General features: G+C 60.1%; 11 protein-coding genes. 8 read left to right on the top strand and 3 right to left on the bottom strand.

The features are described from left to right. Positions 1-91 precede the first annotated feature (91 nt). Positions 92-1,096, bottom strand: a complete 1,005-nt coding sequence (locus AB4P92_RS14315; RefSeq protein ID WP_395599622.1) for an AraC family transcriptional regulator — start codon at positions 1,094-1,096, stop codon at positions 92-94. A gap of 100 nt (positions 1,097-1,196) precedes the next feature. Between AB4P92_RS14315 and AB4P92_RS14310 the strand changes: the two genes are divergently transcribed. From AB4P92_RS14310 to AB4P92_RS14295, 4 genes are all read left to right on the top strand, one after another. Next, positions 1,197-2,270 carry a fatty acid desaturase gene (locus AB4P92_RS14310; RefSeq protein WP_395599621.1) on the top strand — a complete coding sequence of 358 codons (1,074 nt, stop codon included), beginning with the start codon at positions 1,197-1,199 and terminating at the stop codon, positions 2,268-2,270. Between the two features lie 907 nt (positions 2,271-3,177). Next, the gene (locus tag AB4P92_RS14305) at positions 3,178-3,759 is read left to right on the top strand and encodes an alpha/beta hydrolase (protein ID WP_115146066.1); all 582 of its coding nucleotides are present in this window, start codon (positions 3,178-3,180) and stop codon (positions 3,757-3,759) included. Between the two features lie 54 nt (positions 3,760-3,813). Then, positions 3,814-4,746, top strand: coding sequence for a sigma 54-interacting transcriptional regulator (locus tag AB4P92_RS14300; RefSeq protein WP_395599620.1), 933 nt, complete (start codon positions 3,814-3,816; stop codon positions 4,744-4,746). A gap of 172 nt (positions 4,747-4,918) precedes the next feature. Continuing rightward, entirely contained in the window at positions 4,919-5,716 is a 798-nt protein-coding gene (locus tag AB4P92_RS14295; protein ID WP_395599619.1) for a MetQ/NlpA family ABC transporter substrate-binding protein, read from the top strand. Positions 5,717-6,310: 594 nt separating this feature from the next. Here the strand turns inward: AB4P92_RS14295 and AB4P92_RS14290 are convergent. After that, on the bottom strand, positions 6,311-7,471 hold the full coding sequence (locus AB4P92_RS14290; RefSeq protein WP_395599618.1) for an AAA family ATPase: 1,161 nt from the start codon (positions 7,469-7,471) through the stop codon (positions 6,311-6,313). A gap of 37 nt (positions 7,472-7,508) precedes the next feature. Next, entirely contained in the window at positions 7,509-7,652 is a 144-nt protein-coding gene (locus tag AB4P92_RS14285; RefSeq protein WP_395599617.1) for a hypothetical protein, read from the bottom strand. Positions 7,653-7,696: 44 nt separating this feature from the next. On the opposite strand from AB4P92_RS14285, the gene AB4P92_RS14280 reads away from it, so the two are divergent. The 4 genes from AB4P92_RS14280 to AB4P92_RS14265 all read left to right on the top strand — a co-directional run bounded on the left by AB4P92_RS14280 (position 7,697) and on the right by AB4P92_RS14265 (position 15,268). Further along, a complete protein-coding gene (locus AB4P92_RS14280; protein WP_042557108.1) occupies positions 7,697-8,800 on the top strand; it encodes an efflux RND transporter periplasmic adaptor subunit in 1,104 nt (367 codons plus the stop codon). After that, positions 8,797-9,864, top strand: a complete 1,068-nt coding sequence (locus tag AB4P92_RS14275) for an efflux RND transporter periplasmic adaptor subunit (protein WP_261736166.1) — start codon at positions 8,797-8,799, stop codon at positions 9,862-9,864. The genes AB4P92_RS14280 and AB4P92_RS14275 overlap by 4 nt, the downstream gene beginning before the upstream one ends. Next, a complete protein-coding gene (locus AB4P92_RS14270; protein ID WP_042557110.1) occupies positions 9,861-12,926 on the top strand; it encodes an efflux RND transporter permease subunit in 3,066 nt (1,021 codons plus the stop codon). Before AB4P92_RS14275 ends, AB4P92_RS14270 begins: the two co-directional genes overlap by 4 nt. An 89-nt stretch (positions 12,927-13,015) precedes the next feature. Then, complete coding sequence (locus AB4P92_RS14265; protein WP_395599616.1) at positions 13,016-15,268, top strand: glycoside hydrolase; 2,253 nt, start codon at positions 13,016-13,018, stop codon at positions 15,266-15,268. Position 15,269: the final 1 nt, after the last annotated feature.

Below are 15,269 nucleotides of genomic sequence, written 5' to 3'. Positions count from 1 at the left end.
CAGGCTCGCTCCCACATTTGGAATGCGGTTCTCTGTGGGAGCGAGCCTGCTCGCGAAGGGGCCGGAACTGACGATTCAACACTCGGTTCAGTCAACGCAACTGATCCCGAAACTGCCCCGGCGTCATCCCCGTCCAGCGTTTGAACGCGCGGCTGAAACTGCTGGTGTCGGCAAACCCCAGCAAATAACTGACCTCACTCAACGAACATTGCGGATCTCGCAGATGCAGCAGCGCGAGGTTTTCGCGGCTTTCGTTGAGCAGCGTGTCGAAGCGGCAGCCTTCATCTGCCAAGTGCCGTTGTAGGCTGCGCAAGCTCAAGTGCAGAGCCTGGGCGATGCGTTCGGCGCTGGGCTCGCCTTCCGGTAGTTGCTCCTCAATGGCGTCGCGCACCTTGCGCTCCCAGGTCAGCGGTTTGAGCTGGGCCATGGTGCGCTTGAGTACAGCTTCGTTGTGTTCCGCCAGTTCGGGGTTGGCGTCGTCGAGATGGCTGTCGAAGTCGTTGAGGGCGAACTCCAGGCGATCTTCGGCCGAGGCGAAATGCACCGGCGCGCGGAAGACTTTGTGCCATTGATGCGCATCGTGCGGTTCCGGGCGACGCAGGTAAACGGCCAGTGGTGCGTAATCGCGACCGAGGCGATTGCGGCAGGTGCGCACGTAGATCGCGGCGAAAGCGTCGATGGCTTCGAAGGCTGGCGCTGGATTGCCTGCGGGAATTTTCAGACGGAACAGATAGCGATCGTTGGTGCGGCTCAGGTCCAGCTCAAGTGCATCGCTGACCACCGGGTGATAGCGCGCGATACGCTCGAACACTTCGCGCAAACTGCCACTGGCCACCAGCGCGTATCCGAGCGCGTGGAACGTGGTAGGGCTGACAAAACGCGACACACGCAGACCAATCGCCGGATCGCCGCTGACCTGCACGGCGATCTGCCACAGGCGCGTGGTGGCGGACAGGGGATAGCGGGCGTTGGGGTCGTCCATCAGTTGCGGATCGAGCCCGGCCTGTTGGCACAGGTCAGTACTGTCCAGCCCCAGCGCGTCGAGTTGCTTGCGCAGGGCACGGGTCCAACTGGCGAGGGAGGTCGGTTCCTTCATGCTGATTGGCGCTTCCGGTCAACAGGTTGGCGTTCTCGGCTACCGTCATTGCAAACATCACGACGCAAGATACGAACATCTTAAACCCGAGGATGGAAGCATGGACGGTACTTCTGCAAGCCCCCAGCGACACAATGCGGCGCAGCGATCAGCGCATATTCGCGAAGTGGTGCTGGCCAAAGGCATGGAATTGCGCGAGCGCTACCCGATTCTCAAGCATCAGGACGCGCTGGGTGCGGGAATTCTGGCCTTTGCGCTGGCTGGGATGATCGGTTCGGCGGCGCTGTACATCATTGGCCACATGGCCTGGTGGGTGTGCCTGTTGCTCAACGCGTTTTTCGCGTCGTTGACCCATGAGCTGGAGCACGACCTGATCCACAGCATGTATTTCCGCAAGCAACGCGTGCCGCATAACCTGATGATGGGCCTGGTCTGGCTGGCGCGACCAAGTACGATCAATCCGTGGATTCGCCGGCATCTGCATCTCAATCACCACAAGGTGTCCGGCACTGAAACCGACATGGAAGAGCGCGCAATCACCAACGGCGAACCGTGGGGTTTTGCGCGGTTGCTGATGGTCGGTGACAACATGATGTCGGCGTTCATCCGCTTGCTGCGGGCGCCGACCTGGGCGCATAAGTGGAACATTCTCAAACGAGTTTTCAAGGTTTACGCGCCGCTGGCACTGCTGCATTGGGGCGCGTGGTATGTGTTTTTAGGCTTCCACGCAGCCAATGGCATCGCCTACCTGATGGGCTCGCCGATTGAATGGTCGGCGACCACGCTATCAGTGATGCAGGTGATTGATATCACTGCCGTGGTGATCATTGGCCCGAACGTGTTGCGCACGTTCTGCCTGCACTTCATCAGTTCGAACATGCATTACTACGGCGATGTCGAGCCGGGCAATGTGATGCAGCAATGCCAGGTGCTGAACCCTTGGTGGCTATGGCCGTTGCAGGCGTTCTGTTTCAACTTTGGCAGCAGCCACGGCATTCATCATTTTGTGGTGAAGGAGCCGTTTTACATTCGCCAGATGACCGTGCCGGTGGCGCATAAGGTAATGCGCGAGATGGGCGTGCGGTTCAATGATTTCGGCACGTTCGGGCGGGCGAACCGGTTTGTGCGCCGGGATGACGTGGTGAGTGAAGAAGCGCGTACAGCCCGGGCCTGATCACTGGATTCAAGGACCTTTTCGCTGGCAAGCCAGCTCCCACAGGTTCTGTGTGGTTCATGAAATTTTTGAACGACATCGCCCCCTGTGGGAGCTGGCTTGCAAGCGATAGCTATAGCTCAGACAACCTCAATCCGGCCGCAATGGTGAAGCACGCAAAATCCCCCTCGTTACTCAACACACAGCCGCAGCCAGACCATGAATCTCCCCAGATCAATTTCCAGGTGATAACGCTGCTGTGTCGCGGCTGGTGAATACGGAGTGTTTACTGGCCTGAAAGGGCGCCAAGCGGACGGCATCAAGAATCGATTTCGTACTGTACAAGGTGTGGTATGAAACAAGTACAGTTGCTAGTACCAGCAGTGCGGTGTGATGTACGAAAAATGCAAACGCCAGAATTTCTCGCGTTCCTCATCTATGAATTCGATAGCGCAATTTTTAGTGTAGTCAGCTTCTGCGTGTTCGCCCGCGGTACTTGCGGGTGCACGTGGCGGCCAAGCAGGCTGATGTCATCCAGGTCGGCTGGGTCAGCGTGCCCGTCGATTTCAAAATTCATCAAACCGAAACCAAATTCGCGCGGAATGGTTACATGGGGGAATACATCATGCGGCTACCGCTATCTGCACAGGAATCGATCTGGCGCGGTTAGCTGGCGGCTGGTCGGGTTAACAGCATTTAAGATTTTCCGGGGCCGTCTCCTTGGCAGGGTGCGGCCCTTTTTTATGTCTGGATTTACGGCAGAAGCCCCTCACCCTAGGCCTCTCCTGGGGGGTGAGGGCCGTTGATCTAAAGCGTACCGGGAAACGTATATGCGATTAAGGTCTTAATAAATAGCTTCTTATTCCTTAACGAATATAAATCCCATCCCTATACTCGTTCAGGAACAGACACGCAGGAGAGCTCCCCCATGCGCAACGAATCAATTCGCTACCTGATTGTGCCGGGCTGGCAAGGATCGCCAGAAGATCATTGGCAAACCCACTGGCAGAACAGCCTGCCAAACAGCGCGCGGGTGGAACAGGCCGACTGGCTGACCCCGCGCCGTGAAGACTGGGTCGCGGCGCTGGCCGAGGCGATTGCCGCCGACAGCACGCCAGTCATCCTCATCGCGCACAGCCTCGGCTGCATCACTGTCGCCCATTGGGCGGCGACCGCGCCGTTGCAATACCTGCGTCAGGTACGCGGCGCCTTGCTGGTTGCGCCGGCGGATGTCGAGCGTCCGGCCTGCGTGCCGGCCCTGCGCAATTTCGCACCGATCCCGAGCGATCTGCTGCCGTTCCCGAGCCAGGTTGTCAGCTCCGACAACGACGCCGCCGTCAGCGCGCCGCGCGCTCTGGAGTTGGCGCGTAACTGGGGTGCCGAGGCGGGAATTCTGGCCGGTGCCGGGCATATCAATGTGAAGTCCGGGCATCAGCGTTGGGAACAGGGTTTTGCCTATCTCTATCGCCTGCAAAACCGCATGGAACACCACGCCCGACGTCGCGCCTGATTTTTACTTCTTCAAACGCCCCCGTCTGCCGGCGGTTCTGGGCGGGAGTCCGCCATGAGTTTCGAAACTTTCGGTCAGCCGCTGCTGACCTTTCCCGATGCGGAAAAAAGCCCCCTGAGCATTCGCGCCAAAGCGCTGGTGTTTGTCGATCCGCGCTCGCGTCAACTGCGTGAAGAACTTGAGCAGTTGGCGCCACGATCAATATCAGTGTTGATCCGTGGCGAGACCGGCACCGGTAAAGAACTGCTCGCCCGGCACATCCACCGCGCCAGTGATCGCAGTGGCCTGTTCGTTTCGGTCAATTGCGGCGCGATCAGCCCTACTTATGCCGATGCCGAATTGTTTGGCTACGCCGCTGGCAGTTACACAGGTTCGGCCAGCAGCCGCGCGGGCTGGTTCGGCTCGGCCAATGGCGGGACGTTATACCTCGATGAAATCGGCGACCTGCCGCTGCCGATCCAGATCAAATTGCTCGCCGCCCTGGAAAACCACGAAGTCACCCGCGTTGGCGCGCATCAGCCGAGCCCAGTGGATGTGCGGCTGGTGGCGGCGACCAGTATCGATCTGGCGCAAGCGGTGGACGCCGGGAAATTCCACGAGCGGCTCTACCATTACCTCAGCGAAGGGCAACTGGAGTTGCCGGCGCTGCGCGCGCGAATCGGCGACATCCTGTCGCTGGCCGAATATTTCCTCGGCATCTACAGCCAGCGTCTGGGTCTGCCCGTGCCGTTAATCAGCGAAGCGGCGCAACACGTGCTTGAACAACACAGCTGGCCGGGCAACACCCGTGAGCTGGAAAACGTCATTCACTTTGCCTTGTTGGTGAGCACCGGCGACGAGATTCTGCCGGAGCACCTGAACCTGCCCGACGCGTCTGGCCCGCAGGTTCAGATCGAGCGGCTGGTGACGCAAATCAACATCGGTGGCAGTGTCGATGAGCGTAAAGCGTTGAAAGAATTGCTGATTCGTTTGAGTGAGGGCTTGTAACCATTTTGTTCAACATGAACAAAATGGAATATGAAGCTGAATAAACGTTATTGTCCGGGAATAAAAAATCCCGGTATTGTCCGCTTCACGCCAGAGATAGCACTTCACTGGCACTCGTATTTAATTAATAGCCGTCGCCATCGGCGATCGTGATTTTCGATAAGGACACTGCATGAAAAAGGTTCTGTTGTTTACCGCATTGGCGGCTGCTCTGACTGCTTCCCTGGCCCAGGCCGGCGAGAAACTGGTAGTCGCGGCGACCCCGGTGCCGCACGCTGAAATTCTTGAGCTGATCAAACCGACCCTCGCCAAAGAAGGCGTGGATCTGGAAATCAAAGTCTTCACCGACTACGTGCAGCCGAACGTACAGGTGGGCGAGAAGCGTCTGGATGCCAACTACTTCCAGACCCTGCCGTACCTGAACAGCTTCAACCAGGGCAAATACAAGGAAGACAAGTCCAAGTATCTGGTGACTGTGCAAGGCGTGCACGTTGAACCGTTCGGTGGCTACTCGAGCAAATACAAAACCCTGGCTGAACTGCCGGACGGCGCAACCATCGCCATCCCGAACGAAGGCAGCAACAGCGGCCGCGCCCTGATCCTGCTGCAGAAGGCTGGCCTGATCGAACTGAAAGACCCGAAGAACGCCCTGGCAACGCCGAAAGACATCGCCAAGAACCCGCACAACTTCAAGTTCAAGGAACTGGAATCGGCGCTGCTGCCACGCGTTCTGAAGGAAGTTGATCTGGACATGATCAACACCAACTACGCGCTGGAAGCAGGTTTGAACCCAAACAAGGATGCTTTGGTGATCGAAGGTGCTGATTCGCCGTACGTGAACTTCCTGGTGGCCCGTGAGGACAACAAGAACAGCGACGCGATCCAGAAACTGGCCAAAGCCCTGACCAGCCCGGAAGTCAAAGCGTTCATCGAGAAGAAGTACAACGGCGCAGTACTGCCGGCGTTCTGATCTGACGTTTTAAAACACCCCCTTCAGGTGTAAAAACGCCGATGGCCAGTGATGGGCATCGGCGTTTTTGTGTGTGCCTTTAAAAGCCCCTCACCCTAACCCTCTCCCGGAGGGAGAGGGGACTGATCGGGGGATGCTTTAGAAGTACGCCGACGTGAAAGAGCTCTGCTGAATCCATAATCGACTCGATTTTTCAGGTCGATGTAAAACGCCAGACACCTCGGTCGGCCCCTCTCCCTCCGTGAGAGGGCTTGGGGTGAGGGGCTTTTGATTCTCAGGCCACCCGGGCCTTCAAAGCCCTCCTCAACGCCATCAACAATTTCACAATCTCCTGCGGATCCAGTCGCTGCGGCACTTTTACGTCCATGTTTTCTTCCTTGTTATGGGGGTTGGCCGGGGGAGTCTGGCCAAAAGCTGTTCGTCCTTGGAGGGCTTTCGTTAAAAAAAGATCCTTCCTACAGCGAAAAGGAAAATAGCTTTCTTATTCCTTCCCGGCAAATTCAAGGACAGGTTTTTGCTTGATACCAATAGGCTTTAACCGTTTTCGTGGCAGCCCAGAATCTGCCGCAGGCCACGATCTTTTTGGTTTCGGGATCAGTCAGGCCAATGCCACGCCGGCTCATCCAGCACGCGCTGCCCGACAATCCCGGTCTGCCCCAGCGTCTTCTCCAGCACAATGCAATTGCACTCCGGGTCTTCCTGCAACGCCGAAATCAATCGCCGCGCATGGGATACCACCCACACCTGACACTCTTGCGACGCCTTGATAATCAACCGCGCCAGCGCAGGCAGCAGGTCCGGGTGCAGACTGGTTTCTGGTTCGTTCAGCACCATCAACGACGGTGGTCGTGGCGTGAGCAATGCCGCGACCAGCAGCAGATAACGCAACGTCCCGTCCGACAGCTCCGCCGCCGACAATGGTCGCAATAACCCTTCCTGAAAAAACTCGATGGCAAAGCGTCCGCCGGCCAGGGATTCGATGTGCAACCGCGCGCCGGGAAATGCATCGGTGATGGCGGCCCGCATCGCGTCGGCATCGCCTATTTCGATGATGGTCTGCAACGCCGCTGCCAGATCGCGACCATCGTGATGCAATACCGGCGTGCGCGTACCCAGTTGCGGCTTGCGCACCGCGGCGTCGGCATCGCTGCGAAAGTGATCGTAGAAGCGCCAGCGGCGGATGAACTCGCGCATCTGGAACACTTCCGGCGAGCTGCGCAGGCTGCCGACCTGATCGAACAGGCTGTCGAAGTTCGGCGTGTGTTGTGCCAATACATCCCAACTGCGGCCCTCGCGAGCACGGATCATCGACCCGTTGCGATCCACCAGCAGGCTGGCGGGGCGATAGAGCGGCCCGGCCCAGATGCATTCTTTTTTGATTTCCGGGTCGAGGGAAAAGTACGAGCGGCTCGGCTCGGGCAAGCCCAAGGCAATCGAATAACTGAAATCCTCCCCGGCAAACCCCAGGCGCAGGCGTTTGACGCCTTGGCGCACCGTCGGCTCGATCGCCACCTCACCGTTGCGCATCCGGCGACTGATGGTTTCCGGCCCGGCCCAGAACGTTGAATCCAGCCCGCCTTCACGGGCCAGCGCATTGACCACGCCGCCCTGCGCAGTTTCCGCCAACAGGCGCAGCGCCCGGTACAGGTTAGACTTGCCGCTGCCGTTGGGGCCGGTGATCAGGTTCAGCCGACCCAGCGGGATCACCAATTTATTGATCGAGCGGTAATTGGCCACCGCGAGGGTCTTGAGCATGGAAATCCTTCTCTTGATCGTTCCTGCGCGGGGGCAGTTAAACGATCGCATTGTAGGCTTTGCCGCCGGCGGCGAGCTTTTGATCTTGATCTAAAAAGCAAAAGATCGCCGCCGGCTGCAGCGCCTGCAGGGGTAAATGCAGCATCATGCGAGCAATGGCGGAACCCTGTTCTAAGCTCACAGTCGTATCGTCACTTGCACGTTCGTACACAGGAAGGAGTCTGCATGGCGAGTCCCGGATTGAAAACAGTGGTCGTGCTCGGCCTGCTCACATTGCTGGCCGCCTGTGGCGACAAGAAACAGGTCGAAAAAGAACTGCCCCGGGTCTTCGTGCAAGAGGTCAAACCGGCCGATTACGCGGCTTCGGTGACGCTGACCGGCGACGTTCAGGCGCGGGTCCAGACCGATCTGTCGTTCCGTGTCGGCGGCAAGATTATCCAGCGTTCGGTTGACGTCGGCGACCGCGTCACCGCCAAACAGGTGCTGGCCAAACTCGATCCGAAAGATTTGCAGACCAACGTCGACTCCGCACAAGCACAAGTGGTGGCCGAGCAGGCGCGGGTCAAACAGAGCGCAGCGGCTTTCGTCCGCCAGCAGAAACTCTTGCCCAAGGGCTACACCAGCCAATCCGAATATGACGCCGCGCAAGCACAATTGCGCAGCAGCCAGAGCGCGCTGACGGCCGCTCAGGCACAACTGGCCAATGCCCGCGAGCAACTGAGCTACACCTCGCTGATCGCCGAAGCGCCGGGGATCATCACCGCGCGCCAGGCCGAAGTTGGCCAGGTCGTGCAAGCCACCGTGCCGATCTACAGCCTGGCCCGTGACGGTGAGCGCGACGCGGTGTTCAACGTCTACGAGTCGCTGTTGGCCGGACCGCCGACGGATCGCTCGATTGAAGTCAGCCTGCTCGATAATCCGAAAATCAAAACCACCGGCACGGTGCGTGAAATCACTCCGGCGGTATCCGCGCAGACCGGCACCGTGCAGGTCAAAGTCACCCTCGATAGCCTGCCGGAAGGCATGCAGCTCGGCTCGGTGGTCAGCGCCACGGCCAAGACGCCCGGCCAATCCGCCGTGGAACTGCCGTGGTCGGCGCTGACCAAAAATCTCAGCGAGCCGGCGGTGTGGATCATTGATGGCGAGGGCCGCGCGCAACTGCACACGGTCACGGTTGGGCGTTACCTGACCGGCAAAGTCATCGTCAGCGACGGTTTGAAGGCTGGCGACAAAGTGATCATCGCCGGCGGCCAGTTGCTGCATCCGGGGATGAAAGTCGAGATTGCCGAAAACACTTACAAGGATCTGCAAGTGGGAGCCCAGCCATGACGCGCCTGTTGTTGCTCACGGTGCTGCTGGCGCTGGCCGCGTGCTCGGAAAAAGAAGCGCCGCCGGAGCCGGTGCGTCCGGTGTTGTCGGTGGAAGTGAAAACCCTCAATCAGGAAGACCTCGGGCGTTTTGCCGGGAGCATTCAGGCACGCTACGAAAGCAACGTTGGTTTCCGTATCCCGGGGCGTATCGCCAGCCGTAACGTCGATGTCGGCGCCGAAGTCGAGAAGGGCGCCTTGCTCGCCACACTCGACCCAACCGATCAGCAGAACCGGTTGCGCGCCGCCCAAGGGGATCTGGCGCGCATTGAAGCGCAGTACATCAATGCCCAGGCCAACGCCCGTCGCCAGCAGCAATTGTTCGACCGTGGCGTCGGTGCGCAGGCGCAACTGGACATCGCCCAAACCGACCTGAAAACCACCAAGGCTTCGCTGGATCAGGCCAAGGCGTCGCTGAGCCAGGCCAAGGATCAGCTCGACTATGTGCAACTGCGCACCGATCACAAAGCCGTGGTCACCGCGTGGAATGCCGAGGCCGGGCAAGTGGTTACCGCCGGCCAGCAAGTGGTGACGCTGGCGCAACCGGACATCAAGGAAGCGGTGATCGACCTGCCCGATACCCTTGTCGATCAACTGCCACCGGATGTGGTGTTTCTGGTCGCCGCGCAACTCGACCCGAGTATCAACACCACCGCGACCGTCCGCGAGATCGAACCCCAGGCCCAGAGCGCCACCCGCACCCGGCGTGCACGCCTGACGCTCACCGACACGCCCCCCGGTTTTCGTCTCGGCACAGCGATCAGCGTCACCCTCAGTTCGGCAATCAAGCCGCGTCTCGAATTGCCGGTCAGCGTGTTGCAGGAAGTCGACGGCAAAACACGGATCTGGGTCATCGACCCGCAAGCGCAAACCGTCTCGCCACGTGACGTCACCCTGATCAGTCGCAATGACAGCACCGTGGTGCTGTCCGGCGGCGTCAAGGCTGGCGAGCGGGTGGTAACGGCCGGTGTGAACAGCCTCAAACCGGGGCAGAAAGTCAAAATCGACGAGGACAGTCCACGATGAAAGGGCCTTTCAACCTATCCGAATGGGCTCTGAAACATCAGTCGTTCGTCTGGTACCTGATGTTCGTCGCGCTGCTGATGGGCGTGTTCTCGTACATGAACCTGGGTCGCGAGGAAGACCCGTCGTTCACCATCAAGACCATGGTCATCCAGACCCGCTGGCCGGGTGCGACGCAAGAGGAAACCCTCAAACAGGTCACCGACCGCATCGAGAAAAAACTCGAAGAACTCGACTCCCTCGACTACGTGAAAAGTTACACGCGACCCGGCGAATCCACGGTGTTTGTGTACTTGCGCGATACCACCAGCGCCAAGGACATCCCGGACATCTGGTATCAGGTGCGCAAGAAGATCAACGACATTCGTGGCGACTTCCCCCAAGGCCTGCAAGGGCCGGGGTTCAACGATGAGTTCGGTGATGTGTTCGGCTCGGTGTATGCGTTTACCGCCGACGGCTTGTCGATGCGCCAGTTGCGCGATTACGTCGAACAGGTGCGTGCCGAGATCCGTGAAGTGCCGGGGCTGGGCAAGGTCGAGATGGTTGGCGAGCAGGATGAAGTGCTCTACCTGAATTTCTCCACGCGCAAACTGGCGGCGCTGGGCATCGATCAGCGTCAGGTGGTGCAGAGCCTGCAATCGCAAAACGCGGTGACCCCTGCGGGCGTTATCGAAGCCGGGCCGGAGCGGATTTCCGTGCGCACCTCCGGGCAATTTGCCTCGGAGAAAGACCTGGCTGACGTCAACCTGCGCCTTAATGACCGCTTCTATCGCCTCGCCGATATCGCCAACATCACTCGCGGCTACGTCGACCCGGCGACACCGGAGTTTCGTTTTGACGGTAAAAAAGCCATCGGCCTCGCGATTGCGATGAAGAAGGGCGGCAACATTCAGGAGTTCGGCAAGGCGCTGCACCAACGCATGGAGGCGCTGACCGCCGACTTGCCGGTGGGCGTCGGCGTGCACACGGTTTCCGACCAGGCCGACGTCGTGGAAAAAGCCGTCGGCGGTTTCACCAGTGCGCTGTTCGAAGCGGTAATTATCGTGCTGGTGGTGAGCTTTATCAGCCTCGGCGTGCGCGCCGGTCTGGTGGTGGCGTGCTCGATTCCGCTGGTGCTGGCGATGGTCTTCGTGTTCATGGAATACAGCGGCATCACCATGCAGCGGATCTCCCTTGGCGCATTGATCATCGCCCTCGGCCTGCTGGTGGACGACGCGATGATCACGGTGGAGATGATGGTCACGCGCCTGGAAATGGGCGAGACCAAGGAGCAGGCGGCGACCTACGCCTACACCTCGACCGCGTTCCCGATGCTCACCGGTACGCTGGTGACCGTCGCCGGGTTCGTTCCGATCGGCCTCAACGCCAGTTCGGCGGGTGAGTACACCTTCACCCTGTTTGCGGTGATCGCCGTGGCGATGCTGGTGTCGTGGATTGTCGCGGTGCTGTTTGCACCCGTAATCGGCGTGCACATTCTCAGCGCCAACGTCAAACCGCACAGTGCTGAACCGGGTCGCATCGGCCGCGCGTTCAACTACGGCATGTTCTGGGCCATGCGCAACCGCTGGTGGGCGATCGGCATCACCATCGCGTTGTTCGTGGCGTCGGTATTCTCCATGCAGTTTGTACAGAACCAGTTCTTCCCGTCTTCGGACCGCCCGGAAATCCTCGTCGACCTCAACCTGCCGCAAAACGCCTCGATGGCCGAAACCCGCAAGGCTGTGGACAGGCTCGAAGCGACGTTCAAGGATGACCCGGACATCGCGCGCTGGAGTACCTACATCGGCGAAGGCGCGATCCGTTTCTACCTGCCCCTCGACCAGCAATTGCAGAACCCGTACTACGCGCAACTGGTCATCGTGAGTAAGGGGCTGGAGTCGCGTGAGGCCTTGAGTCAGCGCCTGCGCGAACGTCTGCGAAAGGACTTCGTCGGCATTGGCAGTTACGTGCAGGCACTGGAGATGGGCCCGCCGGTAGGGCGGCCGATCCAGTACCGGGTCAGCGGCAAGGACATCGATCAGGTGCGCAAGCACGCGATCGAACTGGCCACCGAACTCGACAAGAACTCGCACATCGGCGAAATCATTTACGACTGGAACGAACCGGGCAAAGTCCTGCGCATCGACATCGCCCAGGACAAGGCGCGGCAACTCGGCTTGTCCTCGGAGGACGTCGCCAATCTGATGAACAGCATCGTCGTCGGCTCGCCGGTGACCCAGGTCGATGACGACATCTACCTGATCAACGTTATCGGTCGTGCCGAAGATGCCGAACGCGGTACGCCGGAGACCCTGCAAAACCTGCAGATCGTCACGCCGAGCGGCACATCGATTCCACTGCTGGCATTCGCCACCGTGCGCTATGAGCTGGAGCAGCCGCTGGTGTGGCGTCGCGACCGCAAGCCGACAATCACCATCAAAGCGGCGGTGCGCGATGAGATTCAGCCGACCGATCTGGTCAAGCAGCTCAAGCCCGACATCGACAAATTCGCCGCCGGGTTGCCGGTGGGCTACGAGGTCGCCACTGGCGGTACGGTCGAGGAAAGCGGCAAGGCCCAAGGGCCGATTGCCAAGGTCGTGCCGCTGATGCTGTTTTTGATGGCGACGTTCCTGATGATCCAGTTGCACAGTGTGCAGAAGCTGTTCCTGGTCGCGAGTGTCGCGCCGCTCGGCTTGATTGGCGTGGTGCTGGCGCTGATCCCGACGGGTACGCCGATGGGCTTCGTGGCGATCCTGGGGATTCTTGCGCTGATCGGTATCATCATCCGCAACTCGGTAATTCTGGTCACGCAGATCGACGAACTGGAGAAAGAAGGTCTGGAACCCTGGGATGCGGTGGCGAAAGCGACTGAGCACCGACGCCGTCCGATCCTGCTGACCGCTGCGGCGGCGAGCCTGGGCATGATCCCGATTGCCCGCGAAGTGTTCTGGGGGCCGATGGCTTACGCGATGATCGGCGGGATCATCATCGCCACCTTGCTGACGCTGCTGTTTCTGCCAGCGCTGTACGTGGCCTGGTACAAGATTCGCGAGCCGAAGAAAGACTCATCGCCGTCGGCACATTGATCGGTCTTGTTACACCTTTGGGAACGGTCTGACTTACAAGCGTCGTCCATTGCGTTACCGTCCCTCCTCCATTTGGAGGGGGACGCCTGATGTCTACGATTGCTTGCTGGCCGCGTCAGCTGCTGCTGATGCTCGGGCTGTGCCTGTCGCCCTCGACGCTGGCCGCAACGCTATTGGCCAACGCGCTGTGGCAGGTGCAGATCGACCCCGCGACCCTCGCCGTGCAGGTCACCCCGGCCGACCGCGCCAGCGTGCAGGCATCGACGGGGGTTGAAGCGCACAAGGTCAGTCAATTGGTCAGAAGCGGCAATCGCCTCGACTGGCAATGGGATGATGGCGCCTGGACCCTCAGTGCTGAACTCGATCAGCGCGACCTTTCGTTCTCTATTACCGCGCGCAAGCCAGGTGACTTCGAGTTCCTGCGCCAACCCGGCAGCGCCATGGGCAAAGGCTTGATCTGGCCGCTGGCCGAAGGGCATTACGTGCCGCGTGGGGATCAGGTCTGGCAGAAATTTCTGCTCGGTGAGGGCGCATTCAATACCACCCAGGATCTCGGCTTGCCGCTGTGGGGCGTCGTGCACGACGGGTTCAGCCTCAATTGGCTGCTGAGCAATCCGTACAACAATCATCTGCTGTTCAGCGCTGATGGTCAGACCCTGGCGTTGTCAGCGCGGCATCAATTCACCTCATTGCAACCGTCGACGCCGCTGACGTTCAGCCTGTTTCTGGGCGACGCCGAACCGTTGGCGGGGGCCAAACGCTACCGGCAATGGCTGATCGATAACGGCCAATATGAAACGCTGAGCAGCAAGCTTGAGAAAAACCCGCAGGCCAGCAAGCTGCTGGGGGCCAGCCATGTCTACCTGTGGGGCAACGATCTGTTGGGAGCGAAAGATGTGCGCAACTGGCCGGCGCTGCTCGGCAAACTGCGCAGTCAGACGCCGCTGGCCAGTGCGCTGCGCGGCGCTATGGATCACGAAGCCTTGCAGATGCTCGCCGGCGAAACCGTGCTCAATCGCTACCAGAAAACGGTGCTGCTGCGCAGTCTCAATCGCGCGCTCGACACCCTGGCGCGCAAAACCTGGCAAGCGCGCGCGGTGCCGGACATGCAGGCACTGGTCAGTGGTTATGGCGCCCTTCGCGGGCAACTGGCCGGCGAATTCGCGGGCGCCTTGACCGCCGATCCCAAGCGCTGGGGCAGCACCTTGTCGCTCGATACCCTTGAACGCTTGCACAGTGCAGGGCTGACGCGTTTGTGGCTGGGGCTTGGCGAGGGTTGGGAGGGCGGACTCTGGCATCCGGAGGTGGTTCGCGCAGCGGTGAAGGCGGGGTATCTGATCGCGCCGTATGACTCCTACCAGACCGCCCTGAGCCGGGACGAAAACCCGGACTGGATCACCGCGCACCTGGGCGACATGGCGAACACCGAATGCGCCATCGTGCTGGAAAACCGCACGCTGAAAACCGGATTCCAGCAGTCCGGACACTACACCGATCCGCGTTGCGTACGGCCGTTGCTGGAGAGACGCGTCACCGCCATCAGCGCCGCTGCCGGTTTCAACAGTTGGTTTCTCGACGCCTACGCCACGGGCATGGTGCTCGACAGTTACCGTCCCGGCGCCACGATGACGCAAGCGCAAAATGCCGAAAGTAACGTCGAGGCTTCACGCTGGATCAATCAGGTCTTGCAACTGCCCACCGGCTCCGAGGATGGCAACGCGACCACAGCGCAAGGCGTGCTGTTTGCCCATGGCATGCAGACGCCCGTGATCGGCTGGGGCGATGTCGACATGAGCAAAAATCCTGCCTCTGAATACTTCGTCGGCAAATGGTATCCGCCGGAGCAACCGGCGGTGTTCTTCAAGCCTGTGCCGATCAAAGAACCGTACCGCCGCATCCACTTTGATCCGGCCAGCCGTTTGCCGCTGTATCAGGCAGTGTTCCACGGTTCGGTCATCACCACGCATCACTGGTTGTACGACAGCCTGAAGCTGAGCAACGTGCGGGCGGCGAATGAGCTTACGCAGTTGCTCTACAACGTGCCGCCGCTGTATCACCTGAGCGCGGCGACGCTTGCGCAGCGGCTGCCGCTGATGGCGCGGCAGGACGTTTTTTTCCGCCCGTTGCATGAACGTCTGGCGAAGCAGGAGATGACCGGATTCGAATGGCTAAGCGATGATCGGCGCGTGCAGCAGACAACCTTTGCGGACGGTACTCGATTGCAGGCCAACTTCGATCAAGCCGCGCGTGAAGTGCGCGGCCAGACCCTGCCGGGCGAGAGCCTCACGGTGTTGCTGCCCGACGGTACGGTGAGCCACTACCGGGTGCAGAACGCTCCCTGAG

The sequence above is a fragment of the Pseudomonas sp. A0308 genome, from assembly GCF_044218815.1.
Taxonomy (GTDB): Bacteria; Pseudomonadota; Gammaproteobacteria; order Pseudomonadales; family Pseudomonadaceae; genus Aquipseudomonas; species Aquipseudomonas iridis.
The sequence above is the reverse complement of the archived record's forward strand: the minus strand, read 5'-3'. Positions and strand labels throughout refer to the sequence as shown.

Excerpts from the sequence above, each read along its gene's own strand:
- AB4P92_RS14305 (WP_115146066.1), top strand. The coding sequence starts at position 3,178 with ATGCGCAACGAATCAATTCGCTACCTGATTGTGCCGGGCTGGCAAGGA.
- AB4P92_RS14275 (WP_261736166.1), top strand. The coding sequence starts at position 8,797 with ATGACGCGCCTGTTGTTGCTCACGGTGCTGCTGGCGCTGGCCGCGTGC.
- AB4P92_RS14280 (WP_042557108.1), top strand. The coding sequence starts at position 7,697 with ATGGCGAGTCCCGGATTGAAAACAGTGGTCGTGCTCGGCCTGCTCACA.
- AB4P92_RS14295 (WP_395599619.1), top strand. The coding sequence starts at position 4,919 with ATGAAAAAGGTTCTGTTGTTTACCGCATTGGCGGCTGCTCTGACTGCT.
- AB4P92_RS14270 (WP_042557110.1), top strand. The coding sequence starts at position 9,861 with ATGAAAGGGCCTTTCAACCTATCCGAATGGGCTCTGAAACATCAGTCG.
- AB4P92_RS14290 (WP_395599618.1), bottom strand. The coding sequence starts at position 7,471 with ATGCTCAAGACCCTCGCGGTGGCCAATTACCGCTCGATCAATAAATTG.
- AB4P92_RS14300 (WP_395599620.1), top strand. The coding sequence starts at position 3,814 with ATGAGTTTCGAAACTTTCGGTCAGCCGCTGCTGACCTTTCCCGATGCG.
- AB4P92_RS14310 (WP_395599621.1), top strand. The coding sequence starts at position 1,197 with ATGGACGGTACTTCTGCAAGCCCCCAGCGACACAATGCGGCGCAGCGA.
- AB4P92_RS14315 (WP_395599622.1), bottom strand. The coding sequence starts at position 1,096 with ATGAAGGAACCGACCTCCCTCGCCAGTTGGACCCGTGCCCTGCGCAAG.
- AB4P92_RS14265 (WP_395599616.1), top strand. The coding sequence starts at position 13,016 with ATGTCTACGATTGCTTGCTGGCCGCGTCAGCTGCTGCTGATGCTCGGG.